This is a genomic window from Streptomyces sp. CA-288835 (genome assembly GCF_050936385.1).
Lineage (GTDB): Bacteria > Actinomycetota > Actinomycetes > Streptomycetales > Streptomycetaceae > Streptomyces.
The window spans coordinates 2290842-2309454 of sequence record NZ_JBNJMW010000001.1; the positions used below are offsets into that span (position 1 = coordinate 2290842).

General features: G+C 69.6%; 13 protein-coding genes and 1 pseudogene. 7 read left to right on the forward strand and 7 right to left on the reverse strand.

The window, feature by feature from the left end; genetic code table 11:
- Window positions 1–43 precede the first annotated feature (43 nt).
- Complete coding sequence (locus ACQEVY_RS10360) at window positions 44–2320, reverse strand: MMPL family transporter (RefSeq protein ID WP_432947081.1); 2277 nt, start codon at window positions 2318–2320, stop codon at window positions 44–46.
- A gap of 435 nt (window positions 2321–2755) precedes the next feature.
- Between ACQEVY_RS10360 and ACQEVY_RS10365 the strand changes: the two genes are divergently transcribed.
- On the forward strand, window positions 2756–3964 hold the full coding sequence (locus tag ACQEVY_RS10365) for a S8 family peptidase (RefSeq protein WP_432947083.1): 1209 nt from the start codon (window positions 2756–2758) through the stop codon (window positions 3962–3964).
- Window positions 3965–4093: 129 nt separating this feature from the next.
- Window positions 4094–4639 (forward strand): DUF1697 domain-containing protein, encoded by a 546-nt coding sequence (locus ACQEVY_RS10370; RefSeq protein WP_432947085.1) that lies wholly within the window; start codon window positions 4094–4096, stop codon window positions 4637–4639.
- On the opposite strand, the pseudogene mgt reads toward ACQEVY_RS10370, so the two are convergent.
- A pseudogene (mgt, locus tag ACQEVY_RS10375) lies at window positions 4636–5896 on the reverse strand (macrolide-inactivating glycosyltransferase). The gene ACQEVY_RS10370 and the pseudogene mgt overlap by 4 nt on opposite strands.
- A 323-nt stretch (window positions 5897–6219) precedes the next feature.
- On the opposite strand from mgt, the gene ACQEVY_RS10380 reads away from it, so the two are divergent.
- Window positions 6220–7074: a phosphotransferase enzyme family protein gene (locus ACQEVY_RS10380; protein WP_432947087.1), complete on the forward strand. Its 855-nt coding sequence runs from the start codon at window positions 6220–6222 to the stop codon at window positions 7072–7074.
- Window positions 7075–7088: 14 nt separating this feature from the next.
- Here ACQEVY_RS10380 and ACQEVY_RS10385 read toward each other — a convergent pair whose 3' ends face one another.
- The gene (locus ACQEVY_RS10385; RefSeq protein ID WP_432947089.1) at window positions 7089–7994 is read right to left on the reverse strand and encodes a LysR family transcriptional regulator; all 906 of its coding nucleotides are present in this window, start codon (window positions 7992–7994) and stop codon (window positions 7089–7091) included.
- 80 nt (window positions 7995–8074) lie between these two features.
- Between ACQEVY_RS10385 and ACQEVY_RS10390 the strand changes: the two genes are divergently transcribed.
- From ACQEVY_RS10390 to ACQEVY_RS10400, 3 genes are all read left to right on the forward strand, one after another.
- A complete protein-coding gene (locus tag ACQEVY_RS10390; RefSeq protein ID WP_432947091.1) occupies window positions 8075–9124 on the forward strand; it encodes a DMT family transporter in 1050 nt (349 codons plus the stop codon).
- Complete coding sequence (locus ACQEVY_RS10395) at window positions 9061–9627, forward strand: YbaK/EbsC family protein (RefSeq protein WP_432947093.1); 567 nt, start codon at window positions 9061–9063, stop codon at window positions 9625–9627. Before ACQEVY_RS10390 ends, ACQEVY_RS10395 begins: the two co-directional genes overlap by 64 nt.
- An 88-nt stretch (window positions 9628–9715) precedes the next feature.
- Complete coding sequence (locus ACQEVY_RS10400) at window positions 9716–11614, forward strand: protein kinase domain-containing protein (RefSeq protein ID WP_432947095.1); 1899 nt, start codon at window positions 9716–9718, stop codon at window positions 11612–11614.
- 269 nt (window positions 11615–11883) lie between these two features.
- Here the strand turns inward: ACQEVY_RS10400 and ACQEVY_RS10405 are convergent, their stop codons facing one another.
- The 4 genes from ACQEVY_RS10405 to ACQEVY_RS10420 all read right to left on the reverse strand — a co-directional run bounded on the left by ACQEVY_RS10405 (window position 11884) and on the right by ACQEVY_RS10420 (window position 16313).
- Entirely contained in the window at window positions 11884–12606 is a 723-nt protein-coding gene (locus ACQEVY_RS10405) for a 3'-5' exonuclease (RefSeq protein WP_432947097.1), read from the reverse strand.
- Between the two features lie 155 nt (window positions 12607–12761).
- Window positions 12762–13994 carry an SAV2148 family HEPN domain-containing protein gene (locus ACQEVY_RS10410; RefSeq protein ID WP_432947099.1) on the reverse strand — a complete coding sequence of 411 codons (1233 nt, stop codon included), beginning with the start codon at window positions 13992–13994 and terminating at the stop codon, window positions 12762–12764.
- Window positions 13995–14105: 111 nt separating this feature from the next.
- Window positions 14106–15428: a copper amine oxidase gene (locus tag ACQEVY_RS10415; protein WP_432947101.1), complete on the reverse strand. Its 1323-nt coding sequence runs from the start codon at window positions 15426–15428 to the stop codon at window positions 14106–14108.
- Window positions 15429–15488: 60 nt separating this feature from the next.
- Window positions 15489–16313, reverse strand: coding sequence for a Tat pathway signal sequence domain protein (locus tag ACQEVY_RS10420; RefSeq protein WP_432947103.1), 825 nt, complete (start codon window positions 16311–16313; stop codon window positions 15489–15491).
- Between the two features lie 173 nt (window positions 16314–16486).
- Here ACQEVY_RS10420 and glgX point away from each other — a divergent pair, with 173 nt between their 5' ends.
- The gene (glgX, locus tag ACQEVY_RS10425) at window positions 16487–18613 is read left to right on the forward strand and encodes a glycogen debranching protein GlgX (protein ID WP_432947105.1); all 2127 of its coding nucleotides are present in this window, start codon (window positions 16487–16489) and stop codon (window positions 18611–18613) included.

The window sequence follows — 18613 nt, forward strand, 5'->3', positions numbered from 1 at the left end:
CACCCCGGCCACGTACCGAACTACCGCGACTACCGCGAGAAGGTCAGACCCTCACCTTCTCCCCCTCCACCGCCGGCGGAGACGGAGGCGGTGAGGCCACCGCGTCGCCGGGGGACTCGTCGTGGGTGAGGTCCGGGAGGCGGTTGAGCCACTTCGGGAAGTACCAGTTGCGTTCGCCGAGGAGGGCCATCGCCGCGGGGAGCAGGACGCCGCGGATGATCGTCGCGTCGATGAGGACCGCTGCCGCGAGGCCGACGCCCATCTGCTTCATGGACTGCATGGACAGGGTGCCGAAGATCGCGAAGACGGCGACCATGATGACGGCGGCGCTGGTGACGACGCCGGCCGTGGTGACGACGCCGTGCTGGATGGCGTCCTTCGTGCTGCGGCCCCGCAGTCGCGCCTCGCGGATCCGGGAGACCACGAACACGTGGTAATCCATGGACAGGCCGAAGAGGATCACGAAGAGGAACAGCGGCAGCCAGGTGATGATGGCGCCCACGCCCTCCGCGCCGACCAGCGAGGCACCCCAGCCGTGCTGGAAGACGCCGACGAGGATGCCGTAAGCCGCCCCCACCGAAAGGAGGTTGAGGACGATCGCGGTGATCGCGATCGTCACCGAGCGGAACGACAGCAGCATCAGCAGGAAGGCGAAGACCACGACGAAGGCGAAGACCGGGGCCACCGCGCCGCCGAGCTGGTCGTTGAAGTCCTTCGAGCCCGCGACCTGACCGGTGACCGGCGCCTCGAGACCGTCGACCTTGCCGAGCGTCGCCGGGCGTACCTCGTCGCGGAGGGTCGTCAGGCTCTTCTCGGCCTTGTCCAGGTCCGAACCGCCCACCAGAGGTACATACACGAAGGCGACGTTCTTCTCGTCGTGCACCTTGACGTCGACCGGGCCGCGCGAGGCACCCGATTCCACCGCCTGCGTACGGAAGTCGGCGATCGCGGACTTCACCTCGGGCGAGTTGATGTCGTCGGCCTTGATGACCACCTCGGCCGGGTCGGACCCGCCGGGGAAGGCCTCGTTGACCCGGTCGTACGTCGCCACGATGGGCAGCGAGTCGCCGAACTCCTGGTCCAGGGTGAGGTTCTGGGTCTTCATGCCGAGTGCGGGAGCCGCGATGGCGAGCAGGGCACCGGCCGCGACGATGACGGAGATGGCGGGCCGCGCCAGTACACCCTTGAGCACGGCCGTCCAGAAGCGGCTCTCACGGTTGCCACGCCCTCGGTTGCGCCGCAGCTTGCTCTCCGGGTGCAGATACGGGATCCGCCCCTTCTCCACGCGCTCACCGAGCAGCGAGAGCAGCGCGGGCAGCACCGTCACCGAACCGACCATGGCGACCGCCACGACCATCAGCGAGGCCAGGCCCATGCCCTCGAACTCGGCGATCCCGGTGAACAGCATGCCCGCCATCGCCACGCACACCGTGACACCGGAGACGACGATGGCGCGGCCACTGGTCGCCGCGGCGATCTGGAGCGCGGTCTGCGCGTCGCGTCCGGCCGCCCGCTCCTCGCGCTCGCGCCGCAGGTAGAACAGGCAGTAGTCGACGCCGACCGCGAGGCCCACCAGCAGCATCACGGAGCTGGCGGTGTCGCTCATCGGCATCACATGGCTGACGATGCCCATCAGACCCATCGTCGCGATGATCGCGGTGATCGCGAGCGCGACCGGCACCAGCGCCGCCACCACCGCGCCGAACGCGACCAGCAGAATGCCGAGCGCCACAGGCACGGCGGAGTACTCGGCCTGCTGGAAGTCCTCGCCGAACGCGTCGTCGAACGTCTTCATCATGCTGGCGCCGCCGATCTGCTCGATCGTCAGCGACTCATGGTCCTTCTGCACCTCTTCGACGGCCTTGAGTACGGGCTCCACGCGCTCGCCCGCGGTCTCCGCCTCGCCGCGCATGTCGAACTGCACGAGCGCGCTGCGGCCGTCCTTGGAGATGGTCTTCGTGTCGTACGGCGAGGTCACGGCGGTCACCTCGCCGGTCTTCTCGACCGCCTGCATCACGGCCGTGACGGCGGCGCGGAAGTCCGCGTCCGTCGCCTTCGTGCCGGAGTCCTTGGCCTGGACGAGCACGGTCTCCCCCGCCGGCTCGTCGATGCCGGCCTCTTCGGCGATGGTCGCCGCCCGGCTGGTCTCGCCGCTGATCTGCTCGCTGTCCTTGACCTCGACCGTGCCCGCCGCGGAGCCGAGCCCCATCGTCAGGACGACGAACAGCATCCAGATCCCGACGGCCGCCCAGCGGTGCCGGGCGCTCCAGCCGCCGGCCCGGGCGGCTATGCCCCGCACCCGTGTGTCTCCGTTCCCCATGACGGGCTTGCCCCCTTGTCTGTGGTGACGACCCCCTGCCGTCCCCATGGCTTTGTTTGAAGGTATGGGCGGGATAAGCGCATCTCGTCGTGCTGCCCGGTGAACTGACGGAGGGTCGACTCCTCCCCCTGGCCCCCGCGGCATCAGCACCAAGGAGGAGGTGGCCCCTTACACGTAAATTGACTTCTCGGGGTTCGCGATCATGATGTCCGGTCCGTCGGACGTCGCGTCCGTTCTGTCAGGCCTGAACCCCTTTGTTATTGCGAACACTTGTTGAATGTGTCACAGGTGTATGTAGGTGTTGATCTGCGCGCGTCAATCAGACAGGGTTTCGTGCCAACCACCGGGTAACTTTCCGTGCCCGGCGGCGAGTTTCCCCACACAAGCAAGTCCCCCCACAAATCCCCCCACAGAACCCAGAGGAGAACCCTCTCCATGGCAACAACCCAGCGTGCCCGCAGAATCAGGCTGATCGCGGCCATAGCCACCACCGCCACCGCGGTGGGCGTGACCGTCGTCGCCGGCACCACCGCCGGTGCGGCCCCTGTGGCCGAGGGCAAGGTCTACGGCCTCGACGCCAAGGGCGCCGTTTCCGGCAGCTACATCGTGCTGCTCGACGAGAAGGCCACCAAGGGCGCCAAGAAGGACCTCGCCCAGGAGTACGGCGGTTCCCTGAAGCGCACGTACGCCTCGGCAGTCAACGGCTTCTCCGCGTCCGGTCTTTCGGAGACCGAGGCCAAGCGGCTGGCCGGCGATCCGTCGGTCGCCAAGGTGGTCCAGAACAAGAAGTTCCACATCGACGCCACCCAGGCCAACCCGCCCTCCTGGGGCCTGGACCGCATCGACCAGACCGAGACCGCGGGCGACGGCGCCTACAACTACCCCGACAGCGCCGGTGAGGGCGTCACCGCGTACGTCATCGACACCGGAGTCCGCGTCAGCCACAGCGACTTCGGCGGCCGTGCCACGGACGGCTTCGACGCGATCGACAACGACAACGTCGCGCAGGACGGCAACGGCCACGGCACCCACGTCGCGGGCACCATCGCGGGCGAGGCGCACGGCGTCGCCAAGAAGGCGAAGATCGTCGGCGTCCGCGTCCTCGACGACCAGGGCTCCGGCACCACCGAGCAGGTCGTCGCGGGCATCGACTGGGTCACCGCCAACGCCGAGGGCCCGTCCGTCGCCAACATGAGCCTCGGCGGCACCGTCGACGAAGCCCTCGACGCGGCCGTGAAGAAGGCCATCGCGTCCGGCGTCACCTTCGCCGTCGCGGCGGGCAACGAGTCCGCCGACGCGAGCCAGGGCTCACCGGCCCGCGTCCCCGAGGCCATCACGGTCGCCTCCTCCACCGAGGACGACCAGCAGTCGGACTTCTCCAACTTCGGCTCCGTCGTGGACATCTACGCCCCCGGCTCGGAGATCACCTCCGCCTGGAACACCGGCGACGACGCCACCAACACCATCTCCGGTACGTCCATGGCGACCCCGCACGTAGCGGGCGCCGCCGCCGTCTACCTGGCCGGCAACCCCGACGCCGACCCGGCGGCGGTCACCAAGGCGCTCTCCGACGGCGCGATCCCGGACACGATCTCCAACGCGTCCCCGGGCACGCCGAACAAGCTCCTGAAGATCGTCGAATAAGCGAGTAACGTCTCCGACCGCGGCCGTCGTGCTCGCCCCCACGGGGCACGGCGGCCGCTTCGTCGTATGCGGATCTGTCGTGTTTGTCGTACGCGGATCTGTCGTGTGCGGCGGTTCTATGGTGTGCGTATGACGACATATGCGGCGCTGTTGCGCGGGATCAACGTGGGCGGCAGCAAGAAGGTGCCGATGGCCGAACTGCGCACGCTGCTGCAGGGAGTCGGTTTCGGCGGGGTGAGCACGTACCTCCAGAGCGGCAACGCGATCTTCACCGCGGACGGCGGCGACGAGGACTCCCTCGCCGCCGACATCACCGCAGCCATCGAGAAGCACTTCGGCTTCACCGTCGACGTCCTGGTCCGCGACCACGCGTACCTTCAGGCGGTGCTGGAGGCCTGCCCGTTCCCGGCGGCCGAACTCCAGCCCAAGCAGCTGCACATCACGTACTTCTCCGCGCCGGTCGCACCCGAACGGTTCGCGCCGATCGACCAACAGGCCTTCCTCCCCGAGGAGTTCCGCCTCGGTGACCGCTGCCTCTACCTGTACGTCCCTGATGGCCTCGGCCGCTCCAAGCTGGCCGAGGCCCTGTCGAAGCCGCGGCTGGTGAAGGGCCTGATTGCCACCAGCCGCAACTGGAACACTGTGGTCAAGCTTGCGGAGCTGACCCGGGCTTAGGGGTGGCTTAGGGGTTCCCCCTGGGCCGCAGCGAGTTCCGCCTCGATCAGGTCTGCCGCGCGCTGCGTGCCGCCTTCGGCTGCCATCTGCTCCTGGATTTCCTTGAGGCGACGTGCCACCTCCGGGTCGCCGGTCAGGGCGAGGACGGCCTCGCGGAGGGTCTCGGCCGTCGCCTCGTCGGTGGGCACGTGGCGGGCGACGCCGAGGGACTGGAGCACGTCGGCGTTGCCGAACTGGTCGGCGGCCTGGGGCACGCAGACCATCGGCGTCCCGGTGGCCAACCCCTCCTGACTGCCGCCCGCACCCGCGTGGGTGATGAAGGCGTCGGCCTGCTTCAGGATCGCCAACTGCGGGACCCAGTCCCGTACTTCCACGTTGGCAGGGATCGTGCCGAGCTCGGCCGGGTCTACGTGCTTGCCGATCTGGAGCACCATGTGCCAGCCGGGCAGGTCGCCGAAGGCTTTGAGGCACTCGCGGTAGAAGCCGGGCTGCTTGGTGAAAGTCGATCCCAGGGATACGAGCAGTACGCGCTCGGCGTCGGCCGGGCGCTGCCAGTCGCCCTGCCCCGAGCGGTCGCCCTGGCAGGCGCCGACGAAGGTGTAGCGACTCCGGTCGACGCGGTCGGCGTTGGGCTGGAGTGCCTCGGGGATGAGGACGAGGCAGCGGTCGGGGCGGCCCATGAAGTCCTCGACGCTGAGGCCCATGCCGCTGTCGGCGATCCAGCGCGCGAAGGTCTCGTAGAAGACCTTGCCGCGCGGTGTCTGCTTGAGCGGCTCGAACGTCGGCTTGCCGATCTCCTCCTCGTACCCCTCCCAGGCCACGAGGTTCGGTGAGAACTGCACGATCGGTACGCCCCAGCGGTGAGCCAGGGTACGAGCCGGGTACGCCGTGATGTCGTACAGGACCAAGTCCGGCTCGTCCCCCTCGTACGCCGCCGCGAGCTGCGGCTCCGCCTGGAGAGCGTCACTGAGGAACGGCTCGATATTGTCGATCAACTCGGTGCCCCACGCTTCCGGGTCGTCGTCGGTTGGCAGTGTGGAGTTCCAGAGCTTGGGCTCGGCACCCGTCTCGGCGACCTTCTCGGCGAAGGCCGGCGGAATCGCGTACGTCACGCGGTACCCGCGGGCCACGAGCTCACGGATCACCTCGAGGCTCGGGTTCACGTGCCCGTGGGCGGCGATGGAGAACATGGCGATGTGGGCGGGGCGGGGTGTGGTCATGCCGGAGACCGTACGCGAGACGGAACGTCTCGTGCAATCTGTTTTCGGGCGCCCTTCCTAGGGGCTGTCGGGATCCGGGCGCGGGCTCCCACCTGGGCGAATGCGACACTGGGCGGCGGATGGCGCGATCTCGACGTCGGACGCGGGCACGAGGCGCGTACGTGTCTGATGCCGGACTAGGCGGACTTCCCGAAGTCCGCTTCGGTACCGCGCCCCTGAAAGGAGGCCGCAGGCCTTCCTTTCAGGGGCGCGGGGCTGTGACATTTGCGGCTCCGCCGCGGGGCGCGACCAGCCACGACGGACCCGCAGATTCGAACCGCCCACCCAGCGGAGCGCACAGGCGGCCACAGGAGGCAATTGATGGACGAGGCACAGGCGCGGGACGTGCTCGCCGCGGCGGGACTCGGCCGAGACGGCGCCGAACTCCTCGCCCTGGGCGAGAACGCCGTGTTCGCCGTCGGCAACCTGGTCGTCAAAGTAGGGCGCGACGCCGAACTCCTCGACCGGGCGCGGCGGGAGCTGGCCGTAGCGCACTGGCTCGCGGAGGCGGACGTCCCCGCGGTCCGGGCCGCCGAACCCGAGGCGCGGCTCGTGGCCGGCCACCCAGTGACGGTGTGGCACCGGCTGCCCAAGCCCATACGCCCCGCCGAGCCCCGCGATCTCGCCGAACTGCTCCGGAGGGTGCACGCCCTGCCCACCCCCGCCTTCAACCTGCCGCGACGCGAACTGCTGAGCGGCGTCGAGCGCTGGCTCCGGCTCGCGGGCGACGCAATCGACCCGGCGGACGCCGCGTACCTGCGCGAACGCCGCGACGGCTTCACGACCTCCGCCGCCGCGCTCACCCCGCATCTGCCCCCAGGTCCGATCCACGGCGACGCCCTCCCGCGCAACGTCCACGTCGGCCCCGACGGCCCCGTCCTGGTCGACCTGGAAACCTTCTCCGCAGACCTGCGCGAACACGACCTGGTGGTCATGGCCCTGTCCCGCGACCGCTACGGGCTCCCGGCCGAGGCCTACGACTCCTTCACCGACGCATACGGCTGGGACGTACGCGAGTGGGAGGGCTGCGCCGTACTGCGCGGGGCGCGCGAGACGGCCAGCTGCGCCTGGGTGGCCCAGCACGCACCGAGCAACCCGAAGGCACGGAAGGAGTTCGAACGGCGGGTGGCTTCGCTGCGGGAGGGGGACGCGACCGTGCGGTGGTATTCGTTCTGAGGCCCGGCTGAGGTTCAGCGGTCCCGGCGGCGGATCACGTCGGCTGCGCGGTGCAGCTCGGTCAGGACCGTGCGGACGGCTTTGCGTGCGGTGCGTTCGGGGCGGTAGAGGGCGTCGATGTGGCGTCGGGCCCGTACGCCGGTGAGGGGCTTGAGGACCAGGTCGGGATGTGGGCGGGTGGTCCAGCGGGGCATCAGGGCGAGGCCTCCGCCTGCGGCGACTGCCTCGGCGGCCACGGCGAACTCATTGATGCGGTGGGCGAGTTGGAGCCGTTGACCCGCGGCGGTGGCGATCGCCTCGATGGTGGCCATGAGAGGGAAGCCGTCATGCACGGTGATCCACGGCTGGTCGGCCACGTCGCGTGGTACGAGCCGGCGCTTCACGGCCAGCGGGTGATCGGCGGGCATGGCGACGTCGAGCGGTTCGCGCAGCAGCGTGGTCGCGGTCACGGTGCGCGGCCACGGGGGCGCGTGCTCGAGGCGGTGGGCGAGTACGAGGTCGTACTGCCTGGTCAGCGGCGGGAAGTCGGCCTGCGGGACGTCCTCGTCGGCGAGGGCGAGTTGGGGTCCGCCGGGTGCGGCGACGGCCCGTAGCAGCAAGGGGAAGAACGCCGAGCCCGCGCTGTGGAAGGCCGCCAGCGACACCTCGCCGTCCGGCCGGTCGACGAACTCGGCGACGGTGTGCCGCGCCCGCTCCAGCGCCGTCTGCACCTCGATCGCCGCGTCGGCCAGTGCCTGCCCGGCGTCGGTGAGGACCAGTCTTCGCCCTTGGCGTTCGGTGAGCGGGACGGGCATCGCGCGTTGCAGCAGCCGCAGTTGCTGCGAGATCGCCGAGGGCGTCACCAGCAGCGCCTCGGCTACGGCGGTGACGCTGCCCAGTTCGCCGAGCTCCCGCAGGATCCTCAGCTGCCGTTCGTCCATTGGCTCAGTGTAGGGATGCTAAAGGGTTGCTTAAGAAGGTGGCCCTGGGCTTCATCGAGCGGGAAAGGCAAGGTGGGCGCGTGCCTGATGCCCGCCGTACCGATGCGGTACTTCTCCTTGTCGCCCTCGTCTGGGGCTCGAGTTATCTCTCCGCCCAGACGGCGGCCGCCGCGCTCCCGGTTCTGGGGGTGCTGTTCGCGCGGTACGCGCTGTCCGCGCTCGCCTGCCTCGGCCTGGTCGCCGCCGCCCGTCGGGGACCCCATGGGCGGACCCGTGGGTGGACCCGCGAGGAGATCCGGGCCGGTGTGCCGCTGGGAGTCACCCAGGCGGCCGTCCTGCTGATCGAGACCTACGGCGTCGCCCACACGAGCGCCGCCAACGCGGGGTTGATCATCAGCCTGACCATCGTGCTCACCCCTCTCCTGGACCGCTCGGGCCACCGTGGTGGTCTGCCTCCGGTCTTCTTCGTCGCCGCCGGGGTGTGCGTGCTGGCCGTCGGGCTCCTCATGGCCGGCAACGGGTTCCACGCACTCCGCCTCGGTGACCTGCTGATGCTCGGCGCCGCGGTGGTGCGGGCGGCGCACGTGGTCCTCGTCGGACGGCTCACCGCGGGCCGGACGATACGTCCGCTGCAGCTGACGGCGGTTCAGACTCTCGTCGGCTCGGCTCTGTTCCTGGCGCCCGCTGCCCGCGACGTACCGGACCTGGCGCACGTCGGCCTCGCGGCCTGGGCGCAGCTGCTCTACCTCGCCCTGTTCTGCAGCGTGTTCGCGTTCCTCGCGCAGACGTGGGCCGTCCAGCGCACCTCGGCCAGCCGGGCCAGCCTCCTGCTCGGCACCGAACCGATCTGGGCCGCGGCGGTCGGCATCGGCCTCGCGGGCGAGCACTTCACCGTACTCACCGGTCTCGGCGCGGCCCTGATGGTCGCCGGAACGTACTGGGGCCAGGCCATCGAACGCGCCCACCGCACCACGGACTTCACAACCGCCACGCACCCGGACGCCAGGCGCCCGGACGCCAAGCCCCCGAACCCCACGCACCCGAACGTCACCGAAGAGGACCCCGCATGCCCGACAGCCCCGCCGCCACCCACACCCACACCCACACCCACGAAACCTACGACCGTCTGATCACCCTGCTCGACACCTCCTCCATCGCATACGAACTCATCGACCACGAGCCCGAAGGTTCCACCGAAGCCGTCAGCGCACTCCGCGGTCACCCCACCTCCGAGGCCGCGAAGTGCATCGTCCTGAGGGTCAAGCTGGACAGGAAGACCACGCGTCACGTCCTCGCGGTCGTCCCCGGAGACCGCCGCGTGGACCTCGACGCCGTCCGGACGCTCTACGCCGCCCGCTACGCCGGCTTCAGCGACGCGGCGACCGCCGAGCGCCTGGCCCACGCCGTACCCGGCACCGTCCTCCCCTTCAGCTTCGACCCCGACCTCGAACTCGTCGCCGACCCGGACGTCGTGGCGCAGCCGAGGCTCTACTTCAACGCCGCCCGTCTCGACCGCTCCCTGGTCATCTCCGGCGAGGACTACGCGCGCGTCGCCGAGCCACGGGTGGAGCGGATCGCGAGTCCTGCACCAGATCAAGCCATCCCTGGCGGCTCGCGTGACAGAAGTGGTTGAAGGGCTGACCGCAGGTCCGGCCGGAGGTTAGCCTCGTGATTCCAGTGGGGGCGAACTGACGTACGCATGAAAGCACTTCGGGGGGTACGTGTCACAACAGCGGCCGGCGCCACCGGAGTCACCGGACTCAGCGACGAACGAGGCTGCCGCACTGCGGGAAACCGGTGCCGCACCCCTGCGGCCCGGCGACCCGGGCCGTGTCGGCCCCTATGTGCCGCTGGGGACGCTCGGCAGCGGTGGCATGGGACGGGTCTATCTGGCTCGTCCCGCGGACGACTGCCCGGGCCTGGTCGCGGTGAAGGTGATCAGGCCGGAGTACGCGGAGGACGCCCAGTTCCGGCGCCGGTTCAAGCATGAGGCGTCGGTGCACGCGCGGGTCCGTACACCGCGCACGCCGCGCTTATGCGGCACGGGCTTTGAGGACGAACTGCTGTGGATAGCCACCGAGTACGTCCCGGGACTCGATCTGGCCGATGCCATACGCGAGGACGGCGCCCTGGAGACCGCCACGATCTGGCGTTTGGTGAAGGAACTCGGGCAGGCGCTTTCCGACCTCGCCGCCACGGGGATCGTGCACCGGGACCTGAAGCCGTCCAACGTTCTGCTGTCCGTCCAGGGCGCGCATGTGATCGACTTCGGTCTTTCGAAGGCCGCGGACGCCAGCGCGATCACCGGTACGGGCAACCGGGTGGGAACTCCGGCCTATATGTCGCCGGAGCACCTGCGGACGGGCCTGTGCGACACGGCGTCGGATGTCTTCTCGCTGGCCGGAACGCTGGTCTACGCGGCGACGGGGCGTGGCCCGTTCGGTGACGGCACGGGTGTGGATGTGATGCACCGGGTGGCGTTCGAGGAGCCGAACCCGGAGGTGATGGGCAAGGTCTCGGCGGCGGACGCGGCGCTCGGTTCGCTGCTGTCCGACTGTCTGTCGAAGGAACCTGCGATGCGGCCCGCCCCTCAGGACCTGATCGACGCGGCGGCCGGAGCGCACTCCGGGACGTCGACCTGGCCCGAGCCGCTGCGCGGCAAGGTGCTCGCACGGCAGCAGGCGTACGAGGCGCTGCACCGCCTCCCCGTCGAACAGACGACTCGTCTACGGTCCTCGGACAACCGGCGGTCCTCGGACAACCGATGGTCCTCGGACAACCGGCCGATGGCGGAGCCACGGACCCCTTCCGGGTCGGCGCCTCAGCCCTCTCCGCCCGGTTCCGGGCCGGTGTCCCAGCCCTCTCCGCCCGGTTCCGGAGCACCAGCGCAGGCGGCAGCTCCTTCCGACGTCACACCGCCAGGGCAGTCCACGGGGCGGTCAGGCCCGGTGGGAACCCGTCCTTGGGCACGGAGGAAGCCGGTGCTGGCTGTCACCGCGGCCGTCACCCTCTGCGCGGTGGCCGCCGGGATCTTCATGCTCATTCCTCAGGACACCGACACGAACGCTTCGACTCCGGGAGCCGGTGCGACGACCGCCGACAGCACCGTGCCAGGCGGTGCCGACGCCTCGCCGACGCCGGGCGCCTCGGACGGGACGGCTACCCCGGGTGCGACTGGTAAGGGAGCCTCCGGCAACGGCGCGTCCGGCAACGGCGCCAACGGCCGCGACGTAGACGCCTCGCGCCCTGAGGCCTCCAACCCCGCCGACGACGACCGGCGAAACGATCCCTCCGCTCCCGGCACCAAGACCAGCGCCCCCACTGACGCCACTCCGTCCCCGAGCAGTCCGCCCCCCGAGCCCGCAACCCCGCCCTGGATCTCCGACTGCACGCACTACTCCGGCAACGGACGTACACGCCCGGGAGACAGCGGCAAACGCGTGCTGCAGCTGCAGTGCATGCTGACGAAGCGCGGATACAGCGTGGGAAACACCGGCGTGGACGGCGAGTTCGGCCCCGGCACGGAGTCCGCGGTACGCAGCTTCCAAAGCGGCAAGGGACTGGCCGCCGACGGCGTCGTGGCCCGCGAGACCTGGGTCGCACTGCGCAGTACGGAGTGACGTCCCCGCCGCCGCGCCCCGTCGCGCCGTCGCAGTGTCGTCGAGGACGGACGCGGGCCCGCCGCTCAGCGGTACGCCGCAACCGTCGGCCACTTCGCCGTCTGCCAACGGCCGTCCGCCGGGCGCCGACAGCGGCGCCGGCAGCCGAGACATCCGACGCCGAGCAAGGCGGCCACGCCGCAGCCGCGGCGTCACCGCGTCCCGTGCGCGGCCTGCGCTCGGCGCTCGGTGTCACCGCATCCCGCCAGCGCCCTGCGCCCGACGCGCCCTCAGACCCGCTCGCTCGCCGAATCCCGCAGCGGCCACGTCCCGTCCACCACCGCCGTCGCGTCGCCCTTGCGGCGCAGGAAGTTCTGGAAGTCTGCCGCCCACTCGGCGTACCACTCGATCTGGCGGCGGTGCAGTTCCGCCGGGCCGAGGGCCGCGATCTTCGGGTGGCGGACGGCTATCGCGTGGGCGAGGCGGGCCGCGGCCAGGGCGTCCGCCGAGGCGTCGTGGGCGGAGTCGAGGGCTACTCCGTACTCCGCGCAGACCGCCTCGAGGTTGCGCTTGCCGCGGCGGTAGCGGTCCACGGAGCGGTCGATGGTGTACGGGTCGATGACCGGTGCCGGAGCGAGGCCGTCGAGGCGTTCGCGCAGTGAGGGCAGGTCGTAGCGGCGCAGTTCGGCGGAGAGCAGGGTCAGGTCGAAGGCCGCGTTGTACGCCACGACCGGGACGCCCGTCTTCCAGTACGAGACGAGTACCGAGGCGATGGCGTCGGCCACTTCATCGGCGGGGCGGCCCTCCGCGGCCGCCCGTTCGTTGCTGATGCCGTGTACCGCCACCGCGTCCGCGGGAATCTCGACTCCCGGATCGGCCAGCCACTCGCGGTGCCCTATCGGTTCCCCGCCCCTGACCTCGATCACGGCTCCCGTGACGATGCGCGCCTCGCGCGGATCCGTCCCGGTCGTCTCCAGGTCGAAGCCGATCAGCAGCTCGCCGTGCCAGCCCATACCGGGCCCCCTTCTTCGTGGTGCGTTCCCCCAGTGATCTCTACGATCCCATGAGCCACTGACAATCAGAGGACCGCGTTCCGCTTATCGCCACCCCATCCGCCTCCCATTGCGCCGCCCACGCCGCTCGTTCCCTTCACCGGTCACGGGAGTTGTCAGGACACAGGCCGCGAATCCGCCCAAGCCAGCTCGAACTCCTCGCGATACGTACCGAAAAGCCCCTCTTCGCCGGTGTCCTCCGCTTTGACCACACGTCCGCCACCGCGCAGTACGAGCACCGGCGCCTCCATCCCCCGCGTCCGGCGCAGATATGACTGGACGACCGCTATGCCGTCCGAGCCGTCCCCGTCGACGAGGTACGCGGTGAAGCGGGGGGTCTCGTCGTAGACCTGGATCTGGAAGGCGCCGGGATCGCGCAGCCGGGCCCTCACGCGCCGCATATGGAGGATGTTCATCTCGACGGAGCGGCTCAACTCGCCGCGCTTGATGCCGAGTTCGCGCTCGCGTCGCTTCACGGCGCTCGAGGCGGGGTTCAGGAACAGCAGCCGCACCCGGCAGCCGGACTCGGCGAGGCGTACGAGCCGGCGTCCGGAGAAGTTCTGCACCAGGAGGTTCAGGCCGATGCCGATGGCGTCGAGGCGGCGGGCGCTGCCGAAGAGGTCCTCGGCGGGGAACTGCCGCATCAGCCGGACCCGGTCGGGGTGTACGCCCACCACGTCCGCGTAACGGTCACCGACCAGGTTCTCGACGGCGTCGACGGGCAGCCGCCGCGCGGACGGCACATCGCTGCCCGCCCCGAGTATCTCCAGGAGTCTCGCCGAGGCGCGCTCGGCCTGGGCCAGCACGGCCTCGGACAGGGCGCGGTTGCGGGATACGACGTTCCGGGTGACTTCCAGTTCGTCCAGGGCGAGTTCGACGTCCCGGCGCTCGTCGAAGTACGGCTCGAAGCAGGGCCAGTGCTGCACCATCAGCTCACGCAGCTGCGGCAGGGTGAGGAAGCTGAGGACGTTGTCGTCGGCCGGGTCGAGCAAGTAGCCCTTGCGGCGGCTGACTTCGCGTACCGCGACCGCGCGCTGCACCCACTCCTGACCGGCGGGCCCGGCGGCGGCGACCACCCAGTCGTCCTCGCCGTGCACGGGTTCGTAGATGGGGCGCAGAACAGCGGCCACGACCGCGCGCAGCCGCTGTTCGACCAGGTTCAGCCATATGTACGCGCGCCCGGCCCGCTGCGCGCGCGTGCGCACCTCGCCCCAGGCGTCGGCGCCCCAGTCCAGCTCCGCACCGATTTCCATCGGTCTCGCCAGAGACACCGCCCCGGGCGGGACGTCCGTGGAGTTCCCCTCGTGACCTACGTCACCAGGAGGCAACTCCCGCCCTCCCGAGCCCACCCGCGCACCGCCTTCCGCTCCCCCGAGCACTCCCCCAGCCAATGATCAAGGAAGGGTACTCCGTGCGCGGTCAACGGTGCAGCCGGATGGACAGGTCGTTTCTCAACGTCCTTATTCCACTTGACCGTTCTGATCGGCAAGGGCGGGCGGAGTGAGCGGATTCATAGCGGTGACGTCACGCGGGGTGAGCGAGAAGCCCTGCCAGTGGACCGGCATCGGCTGCTGGTCCTCGTCCCGGGCGACGTGGTGGAAGCCGATGTTCACCCAGGCCACCGGGTGAGTGAGGTTCTGTCCGTTGACCCACTTGTCAACGGACTTGCCCGCTCCGGCCCCGCAGTTGCGCAGGTTGTGGCTGGCGAACTGCTCGCACTTCTTGTACTGGGTGAAGTACACGTCGTGCTTGGTGTAGCTGCGGCCCGGGTACTTGGACGTGGCGCCGGGGACGAGCTCGTACGAACGAGCGTGGTCGTCCTTGTTCTTGCCGGTCGTGCTGACGACCCGCCACCAGCGCATGTTCTTGGCGTCGCCCGCGAGTTCCTTGGTGATCGGCGTGCGCGTGGTCTTGTTGCGCGGGGCCTCGCCGCCCTGGGCGGGCGGGCTGACCTTGGAGTCGTACTGCTCGACCTTGTTCTTGGAGTTGCCGTCGAGGCCGAAGTTGAGCCGCCAGAAGACGTTGTGGCTGTGGCTGGTGGCGTAGTCCTTGGCGCCCTTGCCGATGGGCCAGCCGCGGCCGTCACCGGCGTCGTAGTCGCCGGGTGAGAGGCTGCCGGTGGCGCCGACGTTCATGTTGATCTGGCCGTCGTCCTGGAAGCGCCACTCGGTGATGTACTCGTACCAGCCGACCTGGTTGACGGTGTAGACGAGCAGGTCCTTGCCCTGCTGCTGGTAGACCTTGTTCGCAGTGTCGCCCTGCATGCGGTAGGCGTGGCCCCGGGAGCGGGTCGTGGTGCACAGGCCCTTGACGTTCGGCTGCTCCGGGTCGATGGCGTCCGGGACCTTGACGGTCTTGATGGTGCCGCCGGGGCACTCTCCGGGGGCCATGTTCATCAGGCCCTGTCCGAAGCCGGCGCCGGTGAGGTCGTCGTACTCGACGGATCCGTCGTCGTAGGGGACGTGGATCTGGGCGAGCTTCCCACTGGTGAGGACGCGTATCGGGCGGGGCTCGCCCTTGGGCTGGTACGAGATGTTCTCCAGGACGAGCCCGGCCTCGCTCTCGTAGTGCCAGCACATCGTCCACGTGGTGCCGCCGGCGAGTTTCTGCTCGATCTTGTACGCCGCGCTGCAGTCGGCGGCCGCCGCGGGGGCGGCCTTCGGCTTGGCCGCGGGCTTGGCGGCGGCCGGTCCCGCGGCGGAGGTCGCGCCGACGGTCAGGGCGGCCACCGACAGGCCCACCATCGTCCGGCTGCGGGCACGGCTGATTCTGTTCACGCGCATGGAGTGATGACTTCCTTAAAGAAGAGCGTGAGTTGGAAAAGCGAACTGATGCGGCTCGGGTCAGCCGACCTTGGCGATCTTGCGGGCGCTGAGGTCGATCACCAGGTCACGGGTGTCGATCCAGGGCCCGTTCTTGACCTTCACGAACAGACGCAGGCAGCGGTGCTCTCCGCAGTCGGCGAGAGCGGCGGGCGTACCCGGGTTCGCCCGGTAGACCATGCTGTTGAGCAGCAGTTGGTCGGGCTTGGTCAGTTCGTTGCCGGTGGCGTCCTTGTAGTCCGCCTTCAGGCCCGCGCCGAGCGGGTCGGCGATCAGAAGCTCCGCGGCCTCGACGTTCTCGTCACGGCTGAGCGGCGGCTGGACACCCTCCTGGGTGTCCGTCGCCTCGACCTTGCCGGTGTCGAGGTTGACGGTCTTCGTGACGAGCGCGTCGTCCTTGTAGTCGTAGAACGACACCTCGGCACGGCGCGGCGCGTCCGCGTCGTCCAGTTCGCTCGCCTCGGGATCCGCGAGGTCGACGGTGAGCGGCTGCGGCCCGCCCGCCTCGCCCTCGACGTTCTCGCTCGAGCGCCGCAGCTGCCGGTCCAGGGCAAGCTGCTCGACCCGCTCGGTCTCGTCCTCGGTGAGCGGATCACGCCCCTCACCGGTGTCGCCCTCCGCCGGGGCCCGCTCGACGACCCCCGGCCGCACACCGGCCTGGCCCGCCGCTCCCTGACCCTCCTGGCCCGCCTGCTGGCCGCTCTGACCGGCCCCCGCGCCGGTGCCGGAGTCGTCGGCCCCCGCCGAGCCCGGCAGCGTGACGGCGACCATCACGGCGGTCGTGGCCACCGCGATACCCGCCCCCGCGACCACCTTGCCCAGATGACGGTGCACTATCTTGCGCACATTCCCCCCTGCTCCCCTGTATCCCTAAGAGTCACTTGCGCCCCACTGGCATACCGCGTATGCACTGGTCGGTCGGTAAGAGGGACGTAAGTCATAGGTGGTTCCATCACTTTCGGGGAGACTCGGGCCGGAGTCGCCCCACGCGACGTCGCACAACTGGAAGAGTCGTATCCATGCAGGTCTGGCCTGGACAGGCGTACCCACTCGGTGCCACATATGACGGCGCCGGCACCAACTTCGCGGTCTTCTCGGAGGCCGCCGACCGAATCGAGCTGTGTCTGCTCCATGACGACGGTTCGGAGACGGCGATAGAGCTGCGGGAGGCCGACGCGTTCGTGCGGCACGCGTACCTGCCCGGCATCATGCCGGGACAGCGCTACGGCTTCCGTGTGCACGGTCCGTACGCACCCGAACGCGGACAGCGCTGCAACTCCGCGAAGCTGCTGCTCGATCCGTACGCGAAAGCCATCAGCGGCAGCATCGACTGGGGCGAGGAGGTGTACGGCTACCATTTCGGCTCGCCGAACAAGCGCAACGATCTCGACTCGGCACCCCACACGATGTCCTCGGTGGTGGTCAACCCGTACTTCGACTGGGGCGACGACCGGCTCCCCCGCACCGAGTACCACGAAACGGTGCTCTACGAGGCCCATGTGAAGGGCCTGACCATGCGCCATCCGGCACTGCCGGACGAGCTGCGCGGCACGTACGCGGCGCTGGCGCATCCCGCGATCATCGAGCACCTCACGGAGCTCGGGGTCACGGCGCTGGAGCTGATGCCGGTCCACCAGTTCGTGAACGACCACCGTCTGGTCGACATGGGCTTGAACAACTACTGGGGCTACAACACGATCGGTTTCTTCGCCCCCCATAACGCGTACGCCTCCTGGGGCGACCGCGGGCAGCAGGTCCTGGAGTTCAAGTCGGCCGTACGCGCGCTACATGAAGCGGGCATCGAGGTCATTCTGGACGTCGTCTACAACCACACGGCCGAGGGCAACCACCTGGGGCCGACGCTGTCCTTCAGGGGCCTCGACAACGCCTCGTACTACCGGCTCACCGACGATCCCCGCTACTACATGGACACCACGGGCACCGGCAACTCCCTGCTGATGCGCTCCCCGCACGTACTCCAGCTGATCATGGACTCGCTGCGCTACTGGGTCACCGAGATGCACGTCGACGGTTTCCGCTTCGACCTCGCGGCAACGCTCGCCCGGCAGTTCCATGAGGTGGACCGGCTGTCGTCGTTCTTCGACCTGGTGCAGCAGGACCCGGTGGTCTCCCAGGTGAAGCTGATCGCCGAGCCCTGGGACGTCGGCGAGGGCGGCTACCAGGTGGGCAATTTCCCGCCGCTGTGGACCGAGTGGAACGGCAAGTACCGCGACACCGTACGGGACCTGTGGCGCGGCGAGCCGCGCACGCTCGCGGAGTTCGCGTCCCGGCTGACGGGATCCTCGGACCTCTACCAGGACGACGGCCGGCGGCCGCTCGCCTCGATCAACTTCGTGACCTGCCACGACGGCTTCACGCTGCACGACATGGTGTCGTACAACGAGAAGCACAACGCGGCGAACGGCGAGGACAACCGCGACGGCGAGAGCCACAACCGGTCCTGGAACTGCGGAGTCGAGGGCGAGACCGACGACCCGGAGATCCTGGAACTCCGGGCACGGCAGATGCGGAACTTCATCGCGACGCTGATGCTCTCCCAGGGCGTACCGATGCTCAGCCACGGCGACGAGTTCGCCCGCACGCAGGGCGGCAACAACAACGCGTACTGCCAGGACAACGAGCTGGCCTGGGTGCCGTGGCCGGAGAACCTCGAAGACCCCGCGGACGGCGGCGGCCTGCTCGCGTTCACCCGCGCGATGGTGTGGCTGCGCCGCGAGCACCCCGTCTTCCGGCGGCGCCGCTTCTTCCACGGGCGCCCCGTGCAGGGCACCCACGACGAGTTGTCCGACATCGCCTGGTTCACCCCGGCAGGCGAGGAGATGACCCAACGCGACTGGAACTCCACACAGGCCCGCGCCCTGTCCGTCTTCCTCAACGGCAACGCGATCTCCGAGCCTGGGCCGCGCGGGGAGCGCATCACCGACGACTCGTTCCTGCTGATGTTCAACGCGTCTCCGAAGACGATGGAGTTCGTGGTGCCGGTCGATCACGGCAGGCAGTGGCAGGTGGTGGTCGATACGTCGCGGGCAGAGGGGGTACCGCCGGGGACGGGGCCGAAGGTGCAGGCGGGGGATCGTCTGACGCTGGTGGACCGCAGCGTGGTGGTGCTGCAGCGGCCGGCGTGA

Coding starts and splice junctions, on each gene's coding strand:
- ACQEVY_RS10365 (WP_432947083.1), top strand. CDS start 2,756: ATGGCAACAACCCAGCGTGCCCGCAGAATCAGGCTGATCGCGGCCATA.
- ACQEVY_RS10415 (WP_432947101.1), bottom strand. CDS start 15,428: ATGCGCGTGAACAGAATCAGCCGTGCCCGCAGCCGGACGATGGTGGGC.
- ACQEVY_RS10370 (WP_432947085.1), top strand. CDS start 4,094: ATGACGACATATGCGGCGCTGTTGCGCGGGATCAACGTGGGCGGCAGC.
- ACQEVY_RS10405 (WP_432947097.1), bottom strand. CDS start 12,606: ATGGGCTGGCACGGCGAGCTGCTGATCGGCTTCGACCTGGAGACGACC.
- ACQEVY_RS10395 (WP_432947093.1), top strand. CDS start 9,061: ATGCCCGACAGCCCCGCCGCCACCCACACCCACACCCACACCCACGAA.
- ACQEVY_RS10380 (WP_432947087.1), top strand. CDS start 6,220: ATGGACGAGGCACAGGCGCGGGACGTGCTCGCCGCGGCGGGACTCGGC.
- ACQEVY_RS10385 (WP_432947089.1), bottom strand. CDS start 7,994: ATGGACGAACGGCAGCTGAGGATCCTGCGGGAGCTCGGCGAACTGGGC.
- ACQEVY_RS10360 (WP_432947081.1), bottom strand. CDS start 2,320: ATGGGGAACGGAGACACACGGGTGCGGGGCATAGCCGCCCGGGCCGGC.
- glgX (WP_432947105.1), top strand. CDS start 16,487: ATGCAGGTCTGGCCTGGACAGGCGTACCCACTCGGTGCCACATATGAC.